Source organism: Bradyrhizobium sp. CCBAU 21365 (assembly GCF_015291305.1).
Classification (GTDB): domain Bacteria; phylum Pseudomonadota; class Alphaproteobacteria; order Rhizobiales; family Xanthobacteraceae; genus Bradyrhizobium; species Bradyrhizobium elkanii.
Map to the genome: position 1 here is coordinate 997,036 of NZ_CP030036.1, position 20,520 is coordinate 1,017,555.

General features: G+C 60.4%; 14 protein-coding genes and 4 pseudogenes. 12 read left to right on the top strand and 6 right to left on the bottom strand.

Annotated elements, in window-relative coordinates; translation table 11 throughout:
* Nucleotides 1–622 precede the first annotated feature (622 nt).
* Nucleotides 623–4,948 carry a Ulp1 family isopeptidase gene (locus tag XI02_RS04635; protein ID WP_011090955.1) on the top strand — a complete coding sequence of 1,442 codons (4,326 nt, stop codon included), beginning with the start codon at nucleotides 623–625 and terminating at the stop codon, nucleotides 4,946–4,948.
* 362 nt (nucleotides 4,949–5,310) lie between these two features.
* Nucleotides 5,311–5,632: pseudogene (locus tag XI02_RS04640) on the top strand (DDE-type integrase/transposase/recombinase); the annotation flags it as partial.
* A gap of 50 nt (nucleotides 5,633–5,682) precedes the next feature.
* Here the strand turns inward: XI02_RS04640 and XI02_RS04645 are convergent.
* Complete coding sequence (locus XI02_RS04645; protein ID WP_281489704.1) at nucleotides 5,683–5,877, bottom strand: WGR domain-containing protein; 195 nt, start codon at nucleotides 5,875–5,877, stop codon at nucleotides 5,683–5,685.
* A 120-nt stretch (nucleotides 5,878–5,997) separates the two neighbouring features.
* Here XI02_RS04645 and istA point away from each other — a divergent pair, with 120 nt between their 5' ends.
* Nucleotides 5,998–7,548: an IS21-like element ISBj11 family transposase gene (gene istA, locus XI02_RS04650; RefSeq protein ID WP_011084518.1), complete on the top strand. Its 1,551-nt coding sequence runs from the start codon at nucleotides 5,998–6,000 to the stop codon at nucleotides 7,546–7,548.
* Entirely contained in the window at nucleotides 7,545–8,354 is an 810-nt protein-coding gene (gene istB, locus XI02_RS04655; protein ID WP_018270204.1) for an IS21-like element ISBj11 family helper ATPase IstB, read from the top strand. The genes istA and istB overlap by 4 nt, the downstream gene beginning before the upstream one ends.
* Nucleotides 8,355–8,371: 17 nt before the next feature.
* Here the strand turns inward: istB and XI02_RS46225 are convergent, their stop codons facing one another.
* Nucleotides 8,372–8,596, bottom strand: coding sequence for a WGR domain-containing protein (locus XI02_RS46225; RefSeq protein ID WP_370143974.1), 225 nt, complete (start codon nucleotides 8,594–8,596; stop codon nucleotides 8,372–8,374).
* A 569-nt stretch (nucleotides 8,597–9,165) separates the two neighbouring features.
* On the opposite strand from XI02_RS46225, the gene XI02_RS04660 reads away from it, so the two are divergent.
* Nucleotides 9,166–9,387 carry a hypothetical protein gene (locus XI02_RS04660; protein WP_014497999.1) on the top strand — a complete coding sequence of 74 codons (222 nt, stop codon included), beginning with the start codon at nucleotides 9,166–9,168 and terminating at the stop codon, nucleotides 9,385–9,387.
* A gap of 524 nt (nucleotides 9,388–9,911) precedes the next feature.
* Here the strand turns inward: XI02_RS04660 and XI02_RS04665 are convergent.
* On the bottom strand, nucleotides 9,912–10,256 hold the full coding sequence (locus XI02_RS04665; protein ID WP_011084509.1) for a hypothetical protein: 345 nt from the start codon (nucleotides 10,254–10,256) through the stop codon (nucleotides 9,912–9,914).
* 156 nt (nucleotides 10,257–10,412) lie between these two features.
* Between XI02_RS04665 and XI02_RS04670 the strand changes: the two genes are divergently transcribed.
* Together XI02_RS04670 and tnpB are read left to right on the top strand one after the other, a co-directional pair.
* Nucleotides 10,413–10,811, top strand: a complete 399-nt coding sequence (locus XI02_RS04670) for a transposase (RefSeq protein ID WP_011090954.1) — start codon at nucleotides 10,413–10,415, stop codon at nucleotides 10,809–10,811.
* On the top strand, nucleotides 10,808–11,164 hold the full coding sequence (tnpB, locus tag XI02_RS04675) for an IS66 family insertion sequence element accessory protein TnpB (protein WP_011090953.1): 357 nt from the start codon (nucleotides 10,808–10,810) through the stop codon (nucleotides 11,162–11,164). Before XI02_RS04670 ends, tnpB begins: the two co-directional genes overlap by 4 nt.
* Nucleotides 11,165–11,567: 403 nt before the next feature.
* Here tnpB and XI02_RS04680 read toward each other — a convergent pair.
* Nucleotides 11,568–12,697, bottom strand: a protein-coding gene (locus XI02_RS04680) for an IS3-like element ISRj2 family transposase (RefSeq protein WP_085967575.1) whose coding sequence is annotated in 2 segments (ribosomal slippage) — nucleotides 11,568–12,445 and nucleotides 12,445–12,697 — 1,131 coding nt in all. Because the reading frame shifts where the segments join, the coding sequence is not laid out codon by codon here.
* Between the two features lie 88 nt (nucleotides 12,698–12,785).
* On the opposite strand from XI02_RS04680, the pseudogene XI02_RS04685 reads away from it, so the two are divergent.
* Nucleotides 12,786–13,025, top strand: a pseudogene (locus tag XI02_RS04685) (transposase domain-containing protein); the annotation flags it as partial.
* Nucleotides 13,026–13,154: 129 nt separating this feature from the next.
* Here XI02_RS04685 and XI02_RS04690 read toward each other — a convergent pair.
* A pseudogene (locus XI02_RS04690) lies at nucleotides 13,155–13,992 on the bottom strand (helix-turn-helix domain-containing protein); the annotation flags it as partial.
* Between the two features lie 6 nt (nucleotides 13,993–13,998).
* Nucleotides 13,999–15,061, bottom strand: a pseudogene (locus XI02_RS04695) (IS630-like element ISRj1 family transposase).
* 420 nt (nucleotides 15,062–15,481) lie between these two features.
* On the opposite strand from XI02_RS04695, the gene XI02_RS04700 reads away from it, so the two are divergent.
* From XI02_RS04700 to XI02_RS04715, 4 genes are read left to right on the top strand one after another with little or no spacing between them, the layout of a single operon-like run.
* Nucleotides 15,482–16,534, top strand: coding sequence for a KamA family radical SAM protein (locus XI02_RS04700; protein ID WP_016848546.1), 1,053 nt, complete (start codon nucleotides 15,482–15,484; stop codon nucleotides 16,532–16,534).
* 7 nt (nucleotides 16,535–16,541) lie between these two features.
* Entirely contained in the window at nucleotides 16,542–18,164 is a 1,623-nt protein-coding gene (locus XI02_RS04705; RefSeq protein ID WP_014498635.1) for a gamma-glutamyltransferase family protein, read from the top strand.
* Nucleotides 18,161–19,024, top strand: a complete 864-nt coding sequence (locus XI02_RS04710; protein ID WP_014498636.1) for a 7TM domain-containing protein — start codon at nucleotides 18,161–18,163, stop codon at nucleotides 19,022–19,024. The genes XI02_RS04705 and XI02_RS04710 overlap by 4 nt, the downstream gene beginning before the upstream one ends.
* A complete protein-coding gene (locus XI02_RS04715) occupies nucleotides 19,015–20,061 on the top strand; it encodes an ATP-grasp domain-containing protein (protein WP_011090946.1) in 1,047 nt (348 codons plus the stop codon). The genes XI02_RS04710 and XI02_RS04715 overlap by 10 nt, the downstream gene beginning before the upstream one ends.
* The last annotated feature ends 459 nt before the right edge of the window (nucleotides 20,062–20,520 follow it).

Here is a 20,520-nt window from a genome sequence, read left to right on the forward strand (position 1 = left end):
ATCAGTCTATCTCGTGGGCTAACGTCTTGATTTTTCAAGTGCCGGAAAAGTGACCCCGGCGCCGATCGGCGTCGGACCCCCGCGCCGATTCACAGAAGCATGCGAAAACCATCGAGGCTCGCGGCGAAGACGTTGTCCAGCCGCATCAAGAAGCCGGATATACGTCAGTAGTTGTGGCCGTCGATCCTGATCAAGTCGGTCGTTGCAATCGGGCGGGGTCCATATGGGGTCCGGACGCCGATCGGCGTCCCAAGTGCTTGATGGGTCAATGTTCAGCGTCGATTCACAAAGATGTTGGCTGGAGATAGTCCTCGCCGCGAAAGCTGGCCGTACGCCTCACCGATGAGGAGCAGTATTTTGTCTCTGAATCTTCGGTCTATCGGCTGTTGACGGCGAAGCGCGCAGGCACATGCGCCATGCTGTCTTGGCGCGGCAATTGTCGTCATCAGGTTCTCGACAGCTTCCCCATTTAAGTTTAACAAACATACAGGGCTGATCCCCTTGGAAGAACATCCGCTGCCGATGCTCACGGTGCGTGCCTGCCGGCGCTGTAAAGGGCGGTTTGTTGCTGATTGCCCGGCATGTCAGATCGATAGCCCAGGTTCATATTTGAAGAGGACGGATGGATTTCCCCTTGACCAAGTCGGTGCATGAACAATCGGGCAGCACGGGTCCGCAAGAGAGCTCACCCGCGGCTCCGTCTGCAGCCGCGGCGACCTTTGAGCGGCAATTGAGAGAGATCAGCAGTTCAGGTGTGGGTGGTGGAGCAATGCCGGCCGCCGCTGCGCTGCAGCCGGCTCAATCAACGGAGGTTTTGATAGGGAGGCAGTGCAATCAGATCCTTTACTCCGAGGATGCTCGCCTTATCTCGGGGCTTGAGAAGGCCCTTACGAAGGGCGGGGCCGCCAAAGGCACCACCAATAACTATTTACGTGTTCTTCGCGGCTTTGGCCATTGGCTCTCCGCAAATAACAAAAAGGGCATCTCTGCTCGGCTCGACGACAAAAAATCGCTGTCTCAAGATGCGCGCGAGTTCAGCGGAGAGGGTGAGCCCTGGAAACTTCTTACAGCAATAGGTCATCTCCGAAATTCGCAGTCGACCGGCGAAGTCGTGCCGATCACACGCCACGTTGAGGTAAATCCTTATCAGCAGGACGCGGAACTCATCAAAGAGTACCAAAACGAAGTAGCGTCAGAGATGGGCAAGAGGGATGCAACCGCTCTTCGCAATTTCAGCGACTACCTGCGTGACAACAACAAGAAGGGTATTGTTGGTCGGCTTCGCGGCGAGTTGTTAAATGAAGATGTTAAGAGCTATAAGAAAGTCTCCGCTTTTCGTTCGAAAATCGGTGTCGCGCTGGATCGTCTCCGAAAATCGTCGGCCGGCGCTAAGGCGATGGATCTCGAGCGCAATATTGATCCCGAAGACGCGGCCCTGAAGGAGTCGAGGCAGGTCGGCGACGCCGCTGCGCAGCACAGTTCGTCGCAGAAAGCTGGCAGTTGGCCAGAGGAATTGCTTCCTGCGGAAGGCCATGATCAGAATTTGCTTTTGGGGCCGATGGACGAACCCGGCGCGTCGTCCTCGGCGCCGCAGCCGACTCAGTCAACTGGGATTTTGAGAGGGAGGAGGAGACGGCCTCTTTATCCCGAGGATGCTGCCCTTATTTCGGGGCTTGAGAAGGCCCTCATCAAGGGCGGGGCCGCCGAAGGCACCGCCAAGGACCATGTACGTACTCTTCTCAGCTTTGGCCAGAGGCTCTACGCAAATAACAAAGATCCCATTGCTGCTCGGCTCGACGACGAAAAGTCACTGACCGCTGATGCGCGCGAGTTGTTCGAAAAGCGTCCCGCGACACTCCATAGGGCAATAGACCATCTCAGGACCTCGCGGTCGACGGGCGGAATCGTGCCGATCGCAGGCCGCACTGAGTTGCATCCTTATCCCCAGGACGCGGCACTCATCAAAGAGTACAAAAACGAAGTAGCGACAGATGCCGGCAAGAGGGATGCAACTGCTCTTCGCAATTTCAGCGACTACCTGCGTGACAACAACAGGCCGGGCATTGCTGCTGGGCTCGGCACGTCGTTTGATGGAGATGTCGAGAGCTATAGGAAGGTCGCCGGTGCTGATTCCAGGATTGGTGCCGCACTGGCTCGTCTCCGAAAATCGCAGGCCGGCGCTGAGGCGATGGAGCACGAGCGCCATATTGATCCCGAAGAGGCGGCCCTGAGGGAGTCGAGGCGGGTCGGCGACGCCGCTGCGCAGCACATTGCGTCGCAGAAGGGTGGCAGTTGGCCAGAGGAATTGCTTCCTGCGGAAGGCCATGATCAGGATTTGCTTTTGGGGCTGATGGATGAACCCGGCCCGTCGTCCTCGGCGCCGCAGTCGGCTCAGTCAACTTGGATTGTGATAGGGAAGAGGAAGCAGCCTCTTTATTCCGTGGATGCTCCCCTTATTTCGGGGCTTGAGAGGGCCCTCATCAAGGGCGGGTTCAGCAAATCCGCTGCCGAGCAGCACGGAGGTTCCCTTCGTAGCTTTAGCCGTTGGCTTTTCGCAAAAGAAAAACCGAGCATTCGTGATCGGCTCGACAATAAGTCGCTGACCGATGGCGGTGAGGTGCTCGAGTTCACCGGAGAGGGTAATCCAAAGAGACTCGTTCAGGCAATCGACTATCTCCGGACCTTGCGGTCGACGGGCGAAGTGCCGATCTCACGACGCGCTAAGCTGAATCCTCACCCCCAGAACGTGGCCTTTATCAATCCCGAAGACACGGTACTGATGGAGCCGAGGCGCGTCGACGCCGCCGCTGCGCAGCACAGCGCGTCGCAGGAAACTGGCCGTCGGCCAGAGGAGCTTCCCGCGGAAGGCCGCGATCAGGATTTGCTTTTGGGGCTGATGGACGAACCCCGCTCGTCGTCATCTCTCGAGCCAGCCGCGCGCCATGACCAGGCACCGGATCCCGGAGAGCCCGACCGCCAGCAGTCCCCGGACGAGCCGATGGCTGCGCTTGCCAGGAGCAACCGCCTGCCAAGCGAGGAGGTCCTCATCAACGATGAGCATGACACAGCTGAGTTGAGGCCAGCGAAGAGGCAGAGGACCCTAAACAATCCGCAAGGCGTTGCCGGCGAGCGGCAGCTGAGCGAGATCGCCAATTCAGGCGGCCAGCCGACACCGGCGCCTACCCATCAACAGGGTACGTCGTCATGGGAGACGCAGCCGATGCTGCTGCGGAGCGGCTACGAAGATGTCACGGCGCCGCATGCGGTCGCGATGTACGTCGGGGGCGCCGCTGCGCAGCACAGCGCGCGGCAGCGAGCTGTCAGTCGGCCATTGGTCCTCCCGGAAGGTTACGATCAGGATCTGCGCTTAATGGTGGAAGACGGCCCATCGTGGCCCGAGGTTCCTCCTGAGCAGGCGCAGGACATAGTCCAAGCTGGGCAGGAACCTGCCCGGCCGACCGTGGAAGCAGCGCCAACGCACTCTGCCAGGGCTCGCTCAAATACCTACGGCGGTATTGAGGTGTCGTTTAATCCGAATTCGCCCGCATCATTTGAGTTGCGTGACAATGCTTGGAGCCCGGCGCCTGGCTTTCCGCCGCCGTTTGCCGGGCCGGTACCGGGGCATCACCAGGGCGCTCAACAGCTCGGCTCGCCGCAGGGGCTTTCTCCGGTGTCCGCCCACTCGGACGATGACGCTTTGGCGTGGTTGAGCGAGGAGCTTGCGCGGCAGATGCAAGAACCGGCATCACCATCAACTGCCAGGGCTCAGGATCTCTATCGTGGATTTGAGGCACTCCTTGATCCGGATGTGGCCGAGTTGGATGACAGTGCTCACTTTGCGCCAGCGCCTTCTGCCAGGGCTTGCTCAGACACCTACGGCGGTCTTGAGGTATCGTTTAATCCGAATTCGCCCACATCATTTGAGTTGCGCGACAATGCTTGGAGCCGGGCGCCTGGCTTTCCGCCGCCGTTTGCCGGGCCGGTACCGGGGCATCACCAGGGCGCTCGACAGCTCGGCTCGCCGCAGGGGCTTTCTCCGGTGTCCGCCCACTCGGACGATGACGCTTTGGCGTGGTTGAGCGAGGAGCTTGCGCGGCAGATGCAAGAACCGGCATCACCATCAACTGCCAGGGCTCAGGATCTCTATCGTGGGTTTGGGGCACTGCTTGATCCGGATGCGGCCGAGTTGGATGACAGTGCTCACTTTGCGCCAGCGCCTTCTGCCAGGGCTCGTTCAGACACCTACGACGGTCTTCCATTGGTTGATCTGACCGCGCCCGCACCGTCCCCATTGCGCGACGATATCGTGCGGCGGTTTCCGATCACCTCCTCCGATGCTCAGATCGGGGCGTTGAATCCGATAGCCTTGTCCCATAACCGCGGGCTGGTGCTCGAGGACACGGAATGGCTGGGCGACGAGCATATCCTCAGGGATTACCAGCTTCAGGAGCTGGATTTGCAGAGGAGCGATTCGGATCTCGCCGCCCGGACGCGGTTCGTAGATCCCCTCGAAGCGCTGCGGCTGCGCCTGGGCGCGGAGAGCGACGTGCTACGCGTATTCCATCGCATCGTCCATGATCGGCGTGATAACGATACAGCCGACTTCCTGTTGCTGCCAGTGAACGATGCCAGTGCTACGGACCGCGGCAGGCATTGGTCGCTGCTGTTCGTTGATCGCAGCAACCGGCAACGGCCTGTCGCCTATCACTACGATTCCTACGGGAGATACAACGAGACGCATGCAAGACAACTCGCAGAAAGGCTGAACCTCGCCCTGCAGCCCGCCGGCATGGCCCAGCAGCAGAACACTTGTGATTGCGGCGTCTTTGTCGTGGACGGCACGCGGGAGCTGGTTAGGCAATTGGCGCAAGGACGGGAGCCAGACCAGCTGAACCTCAGCAACGTCGTTGCCAATCGGCAGGCACTGCAAGCGCGACTCAGGGGTTGATGTCGCCGTGGGCGGACCCTCGCGGCGCTTCTCTTTGAGCTTGAATGACGGCTGGAAGAAGTTCACCAGCAGGCGCGCCGCGGCGTAGAGACGTGCCATCACGCGGGCCGTCTCGCCCCCGTCGAAGCGCCCGTATCCGACGAGCCGCCGGACCACCGACAGCGCGATGCGGTTGTCGGCAAGGGCGAGCGCGCGACGCTGCGCTTCGGAAAGACCGGTCAGCTGACCGGCGCCTCGAGGAGACCGAGCTTTCGCGCGGCCAGGTATCGGCCTTCGCCCGCGATGATCGTGCCATCGCTGTCGACGAGCAGCGGGTACCGTCAAGTTAACGAATTGGAGCGGCCGAGGGGTAGACGACCGGCATGCCGACCGCCCGGGACCCTCTTTATCGCCGCCATCGCTTCCCATCGGAAGTGATCAGCTATGCCGTTTGGTTGTATTTCCGGTTTCCCAGCGGCTCATGAAGAAGCTCTTGAAATCCGCCGGCACGCCGCCGCGCGTGATGATCACGGACAAGCGTTCGCACGGCGCTGCGAGGGCGAAGATGGGCTTTTTCGTCGAACATCGCCAGCACAGAGCTCTCAACAATCGGGCTGAGAATTCTCATCAGCCGACGCGGCAACGCGGCGGATCATGAAGCGTTTCAAATCGTCCCGTCAGGCTCAACGGTTTCTGTCACTTCACGTTCCAGGCATCGTAAGTGGATCCGTAATCCCCGGGAAATTGACGAAACCTCAGACTCTCTCCTCAGCAGAGGTGTATCCGCGCCTGCGCTTGGCGCGCTCCAGCCGTCCGAATGCTTCGCCCGCTTCAGCGCTGGCATCGAAAGTCTGCACCATCGTCTGGCCGGTCGTGCCGATCCGGCCCCAGTCGCGGATCAGCGAGACCCTGCCGCGCGGCGAACAGGATGGAAGTGGAGCGTCGACCATGATGAGAGGGCTACGCCGGGCTCGTGACGCAGGGAGGGCGTAGCCCGACCGGAGTTACGAGCCCGGCGTCGGCGCGATCCACAGCGGACCGCGCCGACTGGTGATCGCGGCCGGCTGGTTATGCAAGTGGTTCTTCCGCCAAGAGGAATCACTCGCGTGCCAGGCCGACACATTACCGATCACCAAATGAGGCTCTACATGAAGTACCGTCAGACCGATAGCCCACCCGTGGCCGCCGCCAAGGCTTCGTTCAGCACCTCGACCGCTTACCGGATCGAGAAGGATCGACGCCTTCCGTCGCAGAAGAAGGCTCCCCGCGGCCGTCGCCGGCCAGATCCCTTGGCCCGCGTATTTGAGACAGAGATCGCGCCGATGCTGAAGGCCGCCCCCGGTGTGCGGCCGGTCACGATCTTCGAGGAGTTGCTCCGACGCCATCCCGAGCTCGGCGCCGGCATCCGTCGCACGCTGGAGCGCCGGATCCGGGCCTGGCGGGCGATCCACGGCGAGGAGCAGGAGGTCATCTTCCGCCAGACCCACGAACCCGGTCAGCGCGGCCTGTCCGACTTCACCGACATGGGCGAATTGGGTGTCACGATCGCGGGCGTACCGCTCGACCATCGTCTCTATCACTTCCGGCTGGCCTATTCCGGGTTTGAGCACGCCCATGTCGTGCTCGGCGGTGAGAGCTTCGTCGCTCTGGCCGAAGGCCTGCAGAATGCCTTGTGGTCACTCGGTGGGGCGCCACGGGAGCATCGCACCGACAGCCTGTCGGCCGCCTTTTGCAATCTCGACCGCGACGCCAAAGACGATCTGACGCGGCGATACGAAGACCTCTGTGCCCATTACGGCATGCGGCCTTCCCGCAACAATCGTGGCATCGCCCACGAGAACGGGGCGATCGAGAGTTCGCATGGTCATCTCAAGCGAGCGATCGGCGACGCGCTGTTGCTGCGTGGCACCGCCGACTTCGACGATCTAGCTGCCTATCGTGGCTTCATCGATGAGATCGCCAGCCGCCGCAATGCCCGCAACGCCAAGCGGATCGACAGTGAACGTAGCGCACTTCAGGATCTGCCGGACCGCCGCACGTCGGACTATGAAGAGGTGATCGTCCACGTGACGTCGTCCGGCGGCTTCACCTTGCGCAAGGTGTTCTACACGGTGCCGTCGCGCTTGATCGGCCATCGGCTGCGGGTGCGCCTGTATGACGATCACCTCGACGTGTTTGTCGGCGGCACGCATCTCCTCACCTTGCCGCGCGGGCGGCCGCATCCCAATGGCAAGCACGATCAGGTCGTCGATTATCGGCACGTGATCCATTCCTTGCGGCGCAAGCCGATGGCGCTCCTCAACCTGGTCTACCGCGACCAGCTGTTCCCCCGGGAAGCTTACCGCCGAGCCTTCGACGTCTTGCGCAAACGCTTACCGGACAAGAAGGCCTGCCGGATCATGGTCGATCTCCTCGCACTCGCCCATGAGCGCGGTTGCGAGGCCGAACTCGCCAATCAGCTCACGGCTGACCTGAACGACGGCCGGCTGCCCGACCTCAACCGGCTACGTACTCACTTCGCCCCGGATCCCGCCCAGGTGCCGAACGTCGTGGTACGCCTCGCACCGCTCGCCACCTATGAATGCCTCATCGGTACCGCCGAGATCGGAGGCGCCGCATGAGCACAACCAACGTAGTCGACACCGCGCGCCTCAATCTGTTGCTCAACGAGCTGCGGCTGCCCGCCATCAAGGCGCTGTGGCCGCAATTTGCCGAGCAATCCGATAAAGAAGGCTGGCCGGCGGCGCGCTTCCTCGCCACCATTGCCGAGCACGAGATCGCTGAGCGCGGCCGCCGCCGCATCGAGCGCCATCTCGTCGAGGCGCGGCTGCCTACCGGAAAGACCTTTGACAGCTTCGACTTCGAGGCCGTGCCGATGATCTCCAAGGCGCAAATGACCGCACTCGCCGCCGGCGACGGCTGGCTCGGCAAGGGCGCCAATCTGCTGCTGTTTGGTCCGCCCGGTGGAGGCAAGAGCCACTTGGCGGCAGCAATCGGCTTGGCCCTCATCGAGAACGGATGGCGCGTCCTGTTCACCCGCACCACCGATCTCGTGCAGAAGCTCCAGGTGGCTCGCCGCGAGCTCAACCTCGAGGGCGCCATCAACCGCCTCGATCGCTTCGATCTCGTCATCTTGGACGATCTTGCCTATGTCACCAAGGACCAGGCCGAGACCAGTGTGCTGTTCGAGCTCATCAGCGCACGCTACGAGCGACGCTCTTTGCTGATCACCGCCAATCAGCCCTTTGGAGAATGGAACAAGGTCTTTCCGGACCCAGCTATGACCCTCGCGGCGATCGATCGCCTTGTTCACCACGCCACCATCGTCGAGATGAACGTCGAGAGCTATCGCAGGCGGACTGCCCTCGAGCGAAAGCGTGGTCCAGGGCGGCCACCGGAGCACGCGACACAAAAAACGCTCGCTTGATTGACGCTCCGCGACAATCAAAGCAAACAAAACTCTTGCGCGCGACAATCATCGCGGCGATCATCATCGCGCCGCGACACTGACTCGCCATCCTGATCGCCGCGCTCTTCCGACCCAGATCGTCGCGCTATAGAGACCCCGCCGAACAAGGTCGGTTGGATCGAAAGCAAGTAAAACCGCCGCATGTTGCGGGTGGTGTCGATGCGGCGAAGGTGAAGCGGCCCTAGCTTAAGGTTCGGCATGCATGGATTCTCGCTTCCTGTGGAAGCGAGGTCCAATGCTTTCTATGAATCGATCAGGGCCAAACGATTCATTCTCTCGCTACATCAATTGCACCAGGCGGGTGTCTTCGGACTGTGGCGATGATGTGGAGGCTCCACGGCCCGATTTGAACCCCACCGTCTCGCGGCAAAACCGAGACCGCAGTCTGAACTGATCGAGAAGCTCACTGAATCGCGCCGGAGCTAGGTCCAAGCATTGTCGATCCAGCAGCCTCAGCAAGGTTTGAAAGCTGACTAGGTGACATCGGTGCAGCCGTTGAGCGATCGACGGAGCAATTGCGGACGAACGGGAAATCGAAGTCCGGACACGGGTGAATTATGGAATGACACCCGGGCACTTCTTTGCCGGTGCTGCTGCAGAGAATCAAGCGCGCGATGTGGTCGGACATCGCCGACCTGCGTCTGGCAGCCCGACCAACCTTATGGGGTGTTGAAGAAGCGCGCGGCCTCTTAAAGGCCGCATTCTCTGTGGTAGGGCAGTATCTGAAAGCGCGTATGGCCGCGCAACCTGAGGCGAGAGGAGGATTCCGATGTTCGAGGCTAAAGACTATCGCGTGTGCTGCCATCACTTTGTCACCCCGACCGACCGCGCCGTCTACCCGGCGCAAGAGCCCTTACTAACCTACTCTGAGGCCCTCCGGCAGGTGCAGACCGAGCAGGCCAAGGGCTACATGGTGGCCTGGGTCATCGATCGCACCGGAGCAGGCGCCACCAATGAGATTGGTGGTTCGAACGCATCGGTTCGACGTTGATCGTAAGCGCAGCTCTGGCCCTTGGATTGGCGCTTGACGTCTGTTTTGATTACGGTGTGAGCCGGCACGGCTTCCACTTTTCCGACAACGTTGACGCTGGCCTCAAGCGCCTGCCTGTCGTCGAACCACTTTTTAGAGCTTGATCACATGATCGCAGCCGCGCCGAAGATCGAAGAGGCTGCAATGCCGTTTCCACGCCGAGTCACAAGCAGAAGAAACTCAACCAGGACTCGCGCTGGTCAGCGTCATCAGAAACTGTGCACGCTCGACAGGACGATCGAGCCAGTGCGTCGAGGTCTATTCCTGCATAGGAGGACGCGGCGAGGCGGCGGGAAAGTTGGAAGGTTGGGATCCAGCAAGGTCCCGATTCGCGCGCTGTACCTCGGCGGTCCCAAACACGAGGACGCAGAGAGGTCTGTTTTGGGCGCGGGATTTTGGCTGGGACACGAGCCCGTCAGAGCGTTGCCGCCGCCGCTCTGAAATGGTCGGGAAACCTTCCGATCGTGCGAGACTCTTATCTAACCTCACTTGTGATCCGCTCCCCTCGAGACTTTTGGAAGATATCCCAACTGCCGTTCCAGAGCAGCTAAGGTTCGACGGGCCGAATCCAATCTCGCAGTCGCCTCGACCAGGTCGGCCCATGTTTTATCCGACCGTGCAACCGCCGTGGAGCCGGTCTCAAACAGGTTGTTGTTGAGATGCGGGGCCGCTTCGCCTCGCAGGGCACGCTCCAAATCGAGCAGGGTGCTCGTCAGCGCTCGATGCGCGCACGCGTCCTCTCGTTCCAGGTTTTCCGCCACGTCGAGCGCCGCACGATAGTGTCGTATCGCTGCAACGACTCTGCTCTCGAGGTCGGGCTCATCGCTCATCTGCTTTTCTCTCCACGAATCTTTGAGCAATTTGTGTCGGTCTGAACGAGCAAAAATTGTAAGCGGAGCTTTTCTCCCATTTGATTGACTGGTTTCGCTTCGGCTTTCGCTCTGCGATCCTTGGCTTGTCAGAGAGCCGAGAGGAGACTGAAGGCGATGGAACAATCGGGGGAGGAAGCCGAAGCTGATGGCTTTGTGGGGAAGCTTACGCGCCGGACGCGTTCTGGATGCCGGTTATGGTCTGCGGAGATCAAGGGGCGCGCTGTTTTCGAGAGCATGAAGCCCGACGCCCGGGTATGTGATGTCGCACGGCGTTATGGTGTGAAGGCCCAGCAGTTGACGACGTGGCGCAGATTGGCGCGTGCTGGCCGGCTCGCATTGGTCACGGACGACGCGGCGGATTTCGTGTCGATCGAGCTGAGCGATCCAGTGGCGTCAGGCAAGAGCGAGGGGCCCGTCGAGATTACGATTGGCAAGGTTTCGGTCCGCCTGGATGCGGACGTGTCGGCGGTGCGGATCGCGGAGATCGTGACTGCGATCGAGCGCGGCGCATGATCATTCCGGCGCAGGGACTGCGGATTGTGCTTGCTGTGCGTCCTGTTGACTTCCGGTGCGGGCACGACGCGCTGGCCGGTCTTGTGCAAAACACGCTTGGGCTCGATCCGCATTCGGGCCTGATCGTGGTTTTTCGTTCGAAGCGCGCCGACCGGCTGAAGATTTTGCTATGGGACGGCACGGGCCTCGTTTTGGTCTACAAGCGCCTTGGCCGCGATGGTCGTTTCGAGTGGCCGCAGATCAGCGACGGCGTCATGCATCTGACGCGCGTGCAGTTCGAAGCGCTGTTTGAAGGGCTGAACTGGAAGCGAGTGGGCGAACGGATTGTCGCGACGCCAGCTGCGGCGAACTGACTCAGACCCGACAACCTGTTTCGCGCGGGGCTTTGGGATGATAGCTTGCGGATGTGCCGCCGTCCCCCATTGATCCCGCCCGTCTTGCAGCGCTGCCCGCCGATTTGCGCGCGCTCTTCCGCGCGCAGGAAGCGATGATTGAAGCCGAGCGTCGTCGCGCAGACGATGAATGCTCGGCGCGCCTTCATGTCGAGAGTGAACTGGCTGCGTCCAAAGAGAGCGTCGAACGCCTCGAACTGCTCGTGAAGGAGTACGAGAGAGCTGGCCCCGGTTGTTTGGACAGCGCCCCGCTGGATTTAAGTGGATTCCTGCCGGGTTATGCTGAACGCGGGGCTTTACGATTTTGTCGTTGCGTCGGGAGGGCGTAGCCCGACCAGAGCGACGACAAAATCGTCGGCGACGGTCATGCGGCCATCACCATAGCTTGCGTGCCGAAGTAAGCCTCGTCGGGCGTGCGCCCGTCAAGGCTCGAGTGAGGGCGTCCCTGATTGTAGAAGGCCAGATACTTGGCAATTGACGCTCGCGCCTCGGACACGCTGTCGTAGGCGCGGAGATAAACTTCTTCGTATTTGACCGTGCGCCAGAGCCGCTCGACAAACACGTTGTCGCGCCAGGCGCCCTTGCCGTCCATGCTGATGGCGATCTTCGCGTCCAGCAGCACATCGGTGAACTCGAGGCTGGTGAACTGGCTGCCCTGATCCGTGTTGAAAATCTCGGGCCTGCCGTGCTTCGCCAACGCCTCCTGGACCGCTTGGACGCAGAAGGCCGCCTCCATTGTGATCGAGACGCGATGGGCCAGGACCCGTCGGCTGAACACATCGACGACCGCCGCGAGATAGACGAAGCCACGCCGCATCGGAATGTAGGTGATGTCCATTGCCCACGCATGGTCGGGCCGCTCGATCTTCAATCCGCGCAACAGGTACGGGTAGATCTTGTGACCCGGAGCCGGCTTGCTCGTGTTCGGGCGACGATAGACCGCCTCGATCCCCATGCGCTTCATCAGCGTCGCGATGTGGCGGCGACCGGCGTATACCCCCTCCCGCCGCAGCAACGATCGCAGCATACGCGCTCCCGCGAAGGGATAATCGAGATGCAGCTCATCGAGCCGACGCATCAAGGCAAGGTCCTCGGCCGAAACTGGCCGAGGTTCATAGTAGACCGTGCTGCGAGCCAGCTTCAGGACCTTCGCCTGGCGCACGATAGAAAGATCATGACCGCGGTCGATCATCGCTTTGCGCTCAGCAGGCCCGCCTTGGTGAGCGCGCCGGACAAAAAATCGTTTTCCAACGCCAGCTCGCCGATCTTGGCATGTAACGCCTTCAAATCGACCGGCGTCTCGGCCGATGTCTTGTCATGCCCAAACACGCCGGCGGCGCCTTCCAGGAGCTGGTTTTTCCAGATCGTGATCTGGTTCGGATGAACATCAAACAGTTGCGCCAGCTCCGCCAGTGTCTTGTCTCCTTTGACCGCAGCCAAAGCAACCTTCGCCTTGAATGCCGGAGAATGCGTCCGGCGGCTCTTCTTCGTCATCTTCGCTCCTGATTCGCAGCAAGAATCCTCGCCGCTGTCAGGCAGAAAATCCACTCAAGCTACTGTCCGAATTTGCGGGGCCAGCTCTCTCGACGATGGTTGCGTTGAGTTGGACACCAATCCCGTCGAAAATCAAATCAGGCCGCTGACTCTGACGCGTAAAAATAGTTTATTTGCTGGTCACGACGAAGGTGGTCGTTCATGGGCGCGCATAGCTTCGCTCATCGCCACCTGCAAAATCAACAGCGTGGAGCCCTACGTCTGGATGAAAGCGACGCTCAAAGCGATCGCAACCGGTCACCCGCAGTCCCGGATCGACGAGCTGGTCGTTCGGCCGCACCTCGTAATTCTCCGTCGTTGCCGCCTCCATACCCCCCGCCAACGATTTGCAAACACGTTGATCAACAGACTGCAATCCCCACGCCAAACCTTTGCGAATGGGACGCGAACGTCGCTTACGGTTCTTCAGCGTCTGATGCCAGCGCTCGATCTTTCCCTGGGTCTGAGGATGGTACGGAGCGCCGCGCACGTGCTGCATGCCCTTCTGGTCGAGCCACTCGGCCAGATCATCCGCCACGTAACTCGAACCATTGTCGCTGAGAAGCCTTGGCCGGTGCGCGACGGCGCCGTCGTCTTGTCCTTGATCTCGTTCGCGGCCTTGATCACCACATAGACCGGGCTGGTGATGAGGTCATGCGCCTTCAGCAGCCGATAGACCGACGCCTCGGATACAAAGTACTTTCGTTCGTCGGTGAACCGCACGGCCAGCTCGCGTGGCGACAGCTCAGGTAACTCCAGCGCCAGGTCGATGATCTAGCCCCGCACATCGTCCGGGATGCGGTTCCAGACCCGGTCTGGTCGAGACCGATGATCGGCCAGAGCGGCGATGCCGCCCTCGCGGTAACGATCATGCTAGCGATAGAATGTGGCGCGCGGGATCCCGAGCTTGTCCAGCGTGCGCTTGGCCGGAGGTGCGATTGCTCGACCAAATGGATGAATCTCGGCCTTCTCTGAGGCGGGATACCTCATGCCTCGTCCTCCCCATCTCCGTTCATACTTTTTTTGAGCAGACGGTTCTCCAGCGTCAGATCGGCGACGGCCTCCTTCAAGGCGCCGGCCTCCCGGCGGAGGTCCTTCACCTCGCCGGAGGTCGCAGCTCGTGCCGTGTCGCCGGCCAGGCGGCGCTTGCCGGCCTCGAGAAACTCCTTGGACCAGCCGTAATAGATCGAGGCGGCAATGCCTTCTCGGCGACAAAGCTCGGAGATGTTCTCCTCGCCGCGCAATCCTTCTAGTACCCGGAATCAGAGCTGAGTGATACGGCGGCCTTTGAAACGGCGTTGACGGACCTTTTTCTTGGTCCAGACGAAGGGCTCGGCTCTGTCGTTGTATGCGTTGACGTAGGCATCGATGTGTTCCTGAAGCTGCTTGAGGCTCGTGAAGGAGGTGCCGCTGAGCGACTGCCCCTGCAAGGGAAAACCATACTTCGACCTGATTGAGCCATGACGCACTTGTCGGCGTGAAATGAAATTGCACGTTGGGGTGGGCCTTGAGCCAGTCCTCGTTCTTTTTATGGGTGTTGAGGTTGTCGAGGATGACGTGAAGCTTGCGGTTCGGAAAAGCCGCGGTGACGCTGTTCATGAAATCGAGAAACTCGACGCGGCGCCGGCGTTTTGAATGGGTCGCGATGATCTTTCCGGTGGCGACTTCGAGCGCCGCAAACAATGTTGTGGTGCCATGCCGCTTGTAATCGTGGCTTTGGCCGGTCAAGGCGCGGCCATTGGGCAACTTCAGATAACCCTGCGCTCGCTCCAAAGCCTGGATCGAGGGCTTCTCGTCCACGCACAGCACAATGGCCTTCGCCGGCGGCGCGACATAGAGGCCGACAACATCGGCGGCTTTGGCCGTAAAGTTCGGGTCGTTGCTCTCGCACCAGGACTTGCGAGCCACCAGGTCAATCTTGTGGCTGCGCAGGAACCGCCAGACATATTGGACATCGACATCGCCCAGCGCCTCGGCCAGCAGGGGGCCGGTCCAGCGCGCAAACCCTTGCGGTGGCGGCTTATCCAGCAGCTTCAGAATCCGCTTGTCGGTCGTCTTCGTATAGATCGGCTGCTTGCCAGGCCGCGGCTTGTCTTGCAGCCCTTCAAGGCCATGGTCGGCATAGCGATGCCGCCAAAGGCTGACAATCCGCGGCTGGACCCCAACTTCCTTGGCGATCGACCGGGTGCTGCGCCCATCCGCCGCCAACAGAACTATCCGCGCCCGCTTCAAATCGCGCTGCAACGTCACCGGTGAGCGACAGCACGCCTCAAGCACCTTGCGATCTTTCCTCGAAAGGTGGACTTCTCTTGCTTCGGGTATCATCCCGACCTTGAATCACGACTCACGTTCCAAGAAAAGTGGGTACTAGTATTCACTCGCGTCCGGCTGGTGACACAATGTCGGCAACCCGACTCTGCGTCTCGTGCTGCGCAGAAGAGACGCATCATCCTATTGTCATTGAAGCTTAACTACACAGAGTCTCTGGTGGCACATCAATTGCTAGTCCAGACTTTGCCCGGGGATCAGTTCCGGTCCACGCGCTGGGGAGAATCAGCTATGACGAACAAGATGCTAGGCCGATCTGCGCAAGCTCGCGTCGCCACCGGAAGACGTCCGGTGGTCGAGATACCGTCCTCATCACAAGATCAACAAGGAGTTGTTCATGCTGACAACCCCGGAGGCGCGGGTTTGCGCACCTCATCACGGCCTATCGCGCACGGCCTGCGGCCGCACACCGCGGTCATGAATTTCATCGAGGGCGCGCGCGCCATTACCGAGAGTGAGCTGCAAGCCAACAACATCACGCAGTATCACGCCACAAATTTTTATCGCGATCAGATCACCAACAGTGGCTACTACGACCAGCTTAAATACATTGTAGAGCCCACAATTGCTGAGTTCAAGAGTCCCGGAAGTCTTGACACCAGCGGCGAGCATGACAATACCGTCGTGCCCGGGCTTCAGCACAAATACGCGCAGACCGGTCTGCTGCTGGTAACGGACCGTTGCGCGTCCTATTGCCGTTACTGCTTTCGCAAACGCATCGTCGGCAAGGACTCCGATGAGATCGCGCCCGATTTCGCCCGGGTCGCGCAGTATATCGCCGGCCATCCTGAGATGACGAACGTGCTGCTATCTGGAGGCGACCCGTTCGTGCTCAGCACCGCTAAGCTCGGCAAGATTCTTGATCATCTGCTACCGATCCCGCACTTGGAGTCAATTCGATTCGGCACAAAAATAGTCGCCTTCGCACCCAGGCGGTTTGAGGATCCCGCACTCCCGGCGTTGTTCCGGCGGATCAGTGAAGCGGGAAAGACCGCAGTGATCGTCGCGCATTTCGACCACATCGGCGAGATCTCGGTCGATGCGGAGCGCAACATTCGCGCGCTACGCGCACAGGGCGTGCAGTTTCTGAATCAGTCCGTGCTTCTGGCGAAAGTCAACGACGATCCCGAAATCTTGGCGGCGACCTTTGCAAAGTGTCACCAAATGGGCGTCCGCCCTTATTATCTTTTTCAAGGCAGGCCGGTGAAAGGCGCATCGCACTTTCAGGTCTCGCTGCGGCGCGGTATAGAGATCGCGCGCGGCATCAACCGACGTCTCAGCGGTATCCAGAAGACGTTCAAATACATCATGTCCCATTACACGGGGAAGATCGAGGTTCTCGACCTTGGTGCCGATGGCCGCGTGTATATGCGATATCATCAAAACAAGATTCCCGAAGAACTCGGAAAGGTCTTTTCCCGGCGGCACGTCGAGGGCGCCTGCTGGTTGGACGATTTGCCCGAAGGCTGAGATCGAAATGCGCGCGATGCTGATGCCCAACTTGGAGCGCGTGGAGCTCGACGGCCCTGCCGCTTCCGTAGGGCAGCGCCACGAGGCTGTGGTGACGGCTTTCCCGAACGCTACCGAAGCCGGGGTGGAAATCCTGCGCGCCGGCGGAAACGCGATCGACGCCGCTGTGGCCGCCGCCTGGGCGCTTTGCGTGTGCGAACCCAGTGCATCGGGTCTGGGCGGGCAGACCGTGTTGCTCGTCCGTTTTGCGGATGATCGAATTCGGATCATCGACGGACATTCCCGTGCGCCCGCAGCCGCTTCGCTCGACACGATCAAAGCGGGCCAGCAGCGGCGCGGGTATCGCTCCTGCACGATTCCATCGACTCCCGCGACGCTGGACTGGGCGCACAGGAAATACGGCGTGCTCAGCCGCGAAACTGTGATGGCGCCAGCGATCCGCATTGCGGAAGAAGGCTATCCGATCACGCCATTGCAGCACCGACAAGCCCGATGGGTGGCCGATGATCTGCGAGCATCGCCGGCCGGTGAGCTGTTTCTCCAAGACGGTCTGCCACCGGAAATCGGCCACATGTTTCGACAACCGGAGCTCGCGGGCACGCTTCGCCGGTTGGCCGATTTCGGCACCGAGGACTTCTATCACGGCGGAATTGCCCGGCAGATCGCAGCCGATATGCGAGCGGCCGGCGGTCTCATCACCGAAGAAGATCTAGCAAGCTGCGGTCCGCCCGCACAGGTGGAGCCGGTTTCGACGTCCTATCGCGGCCATCGGATTCTCAGCATCCCGCCGCCTAGCGGCGGACTGCAACTCTTGTTTGCACTTAACATCATCGCGCAGATATCAGCGACAAACTCGGAGTCATCCGACGATAGCTGGCACGAAGCGATCGCGCTCGCGTCATCCGCCGTCTTTCGCGAGCGGGAGCTCCGCCCGTTGCTGCCCGATGATCTCATTCCGCAATCGCGTCAAGGGCGGTTGAGCGAAGATTACGCGCGGCAAGTCGCAGATAGCATCCTGGCGCCGCAAAGTACCAAAGAGCTCGCGACCGACAGTGCCGAAGAACCGGGCGATACGACCCATCTTTCGGTCTGCGATCGAGATGGCATCATTGTAGTGCTGACACAGTCTATCCAATCGGTGTTCGGCGCCAAGGTGGCACACCGGGATCTGGGTTTCCTCTACAACAATTATCTGTGCACGTGTCCCCGCCTTTCTCACCCCTATGAGCTCGGACCAGGTTGTCGACCGCGCTCGAACATGGCCCCAACGCTGGTGTTACAGGGCGCCACCGGCCGCCCGCTCCTGGCACTGGGCGCCGCCGGCAGTCGACGGATCATTTCGGCAATTCTCCATGTCCTAAGTGGAGTCATCGACTTGGGCTTGGATATCACGGACGCTGTGGCGGCGCCTCGCGTACATGGACTGGTCGGTCGCAAAGTCTGGATCGAGCGGCCGGCAGCCAGCAATGCCCTGTTGGCAAGATTGCGCGCCCGTAACCGCATCCCAATCGTCAAATCACGACTCAATTTTGCGATGGGTTCGGTCAACGCGCTCCAACTCATGACTGACGGAAGCGCGAAAGGCGCTGCCGATCCCCGGCGTGATGGCCTGGTGGAGGTGCTCTCTTGAGTGAAACGTGCAGAAATAAGAATGCCTCGGCGGACGCCGCGCCAAAGACCGATTGGTTGCTCGTGGGCCTCTTTGTCCTGCCGCTCGGCGTAGCGCTCGCCAAACTGCCGATGCTATCGACTTCGTCCATCAGTGCGAGTTTTGTTTCGCTCACAGAGTTACCGGCCCAGTTCCACAAGTCAGCCGAGAGCGTGGTGTTCGTCTCCTTGGGAGCTGTCTTCGTCGTACTCTTTCGCCTCACTCTTGGCGTCAGGGTGCTGGGGCTTCTTCGGCCGATCTTGTTGGCGATGGCTTTCGATACCGTCAGCATCCCGATCAGCCTTGCCTTCCTGCTGTTCGTACTCCTCGTCGTTGTCGCCTTGCGGCCGCTGCTCAAGACAGACCACAGTTACGCGCGAGTGGCTGTGCTGTTGAGCTTGGCGGCAGCGCTGCTGTTTGCGCCTTTGACCGCGGGGGAATGGTGGCATATCGCCTGGCTTCGTGAGATTGCGTTCTTTCCGGTTATCGCCTTGTGTTTGACCTGCGAAAGCTTCGCAAAAGTGCTCGACCAAAATGGAGTCCGTGAAGCGATCTGGCGCGCCTTCACGACGGTGTTGGCCGCCCTCATCATCGTGGCTCTATCGAGTTTGCCAGGCACGTTGGAACTCTTCCTGCGATTCCCGGAACTGCTGTTGGTGCAGGCCGGGTGCATTTTGCTAATCAACAAGTATCTCGATTTCCGCTTGTTGGAAGGAGTGAACCCGCTCGTCGCCTGGCCTTGGGGCGCGGGCACTCCAGGCGAGCCGTCCCTCTCGATCTGCCAAATCCAGGCGAATGAACGTGAAAGCCGGCAACATACAGGGAGCAGCTCATGCGGGTAGCCGTCGTGTGGAACGATGATCATAGGGGCGTGATCAACCACTTCGGTCAACCTTGCCCGGAGAAATACGGCCGCAAGACGGTCGAAAGCGTGGTGGCGGCACTGCAAGAGGGTAACCACGACACGCTGCTGTGCGAAGGTGATAAAGGACTGCTCGCGACGCTTGAGCGGTTCATGCCACCCGATTCGCAAGCCCGCCCTTCAGGGATCGTTTTCAACATGGCGTACGGAATTCAGGGCGAGTGCCGCTACACGCACGTTCCGGCCATGCTCGAGATGGCTGGCGTTCCGTACACCGGCTCCAGCCCGCTCGGGCACGCACTGGCGCTCGACAAGGCCATTACCAAACAGCTCATCCGCGATTGCGGCGTGCCGACGCCGAACTTTCGTGTGATGCGTAGGGGCACCGAGAGTACCGGCGATCTGTGCTTCCCGTTGGTAGTAAAGCCGCGTCATGAATCCACGAGCTTCGGATTGCAGCTCGTATATGAGCCCGCCCAGTTGAGACAGGCCGTAGAAGTGATCGTCACGCAATATGCGCAGGATGCACTCGTAGAAGAATACATCGAAGGGCGGGAGATCTGCGTTGCCCTGCTGGGAAACGGAGAGCTTGAGGCGTTGCCTCTGGTGGAGCAGGACTTCGGCGAGCGCGAGACGCGTCTTATCACTTGGGAAGACAAGATGCACATGGCGGTCGTGGAGCCCCAGAAGATTTGCCCGGCGCAGGTCGGGAGCAATCTCGCGACAATACTGCGGGATATTTCGGTTGCGACCTTCCGCGCCTGCCGCTGCCGGGATTACGCCCGCGTCGACATCCGGATCGACCGCTCCGGGCACCCCTTTGTCCTGGAGATCAACTCGATGGCCGCACTCGGTATCGGCGCGTCTTATGTCCTGGCCGCGAAAGCCGCCGGGTACACCTTCTCGAGTTTGGTCAACGGTATCCTCGACGTCGCCCACGCGCGGTATTTCGGAACTGGCATTTCCCAGGCCGAACAACCGTCAAATCGCGAGCGGATTTATTATGCCGCTGGGTAGTGTGTTGAGAGCTGTCACTTTTTGTCGATCGTATGGTTCGGCGGAGCAACAATAGCGATGTTTGCACAGGCAAATGGAGGGCGGTTTTCCTGCCGGACTCGAAACTGATGATGCAGACGATCGCTGAAGCTGTGCGCTCGGGTTGTTGGTGCCGGCACTTCCGGAGGGATGGGCGGAAACGGCTTGCGTGCGCGAAAGGACCTGGCGGGAAATGCGGCGACATATGCAGACCGCGATAACGACCGGTACCGACTGCCTCGTTATCTTAGCTTTACAGTTGGTGCGCCGGGAGACTGGCAAGGTGCATGGCTCGGATGTTTCAGGAGTCGTCATCTTTCGCAAGACGCTGCGACGAGATCAGCTCCTCAAATTCTTCGCTAGCCGCCCGTGAAGAATTCGGAAGCGATTGATACGTCGCGATGATTTAACCTGAGCAAGTATTCGATTTTGCAAGAAAGC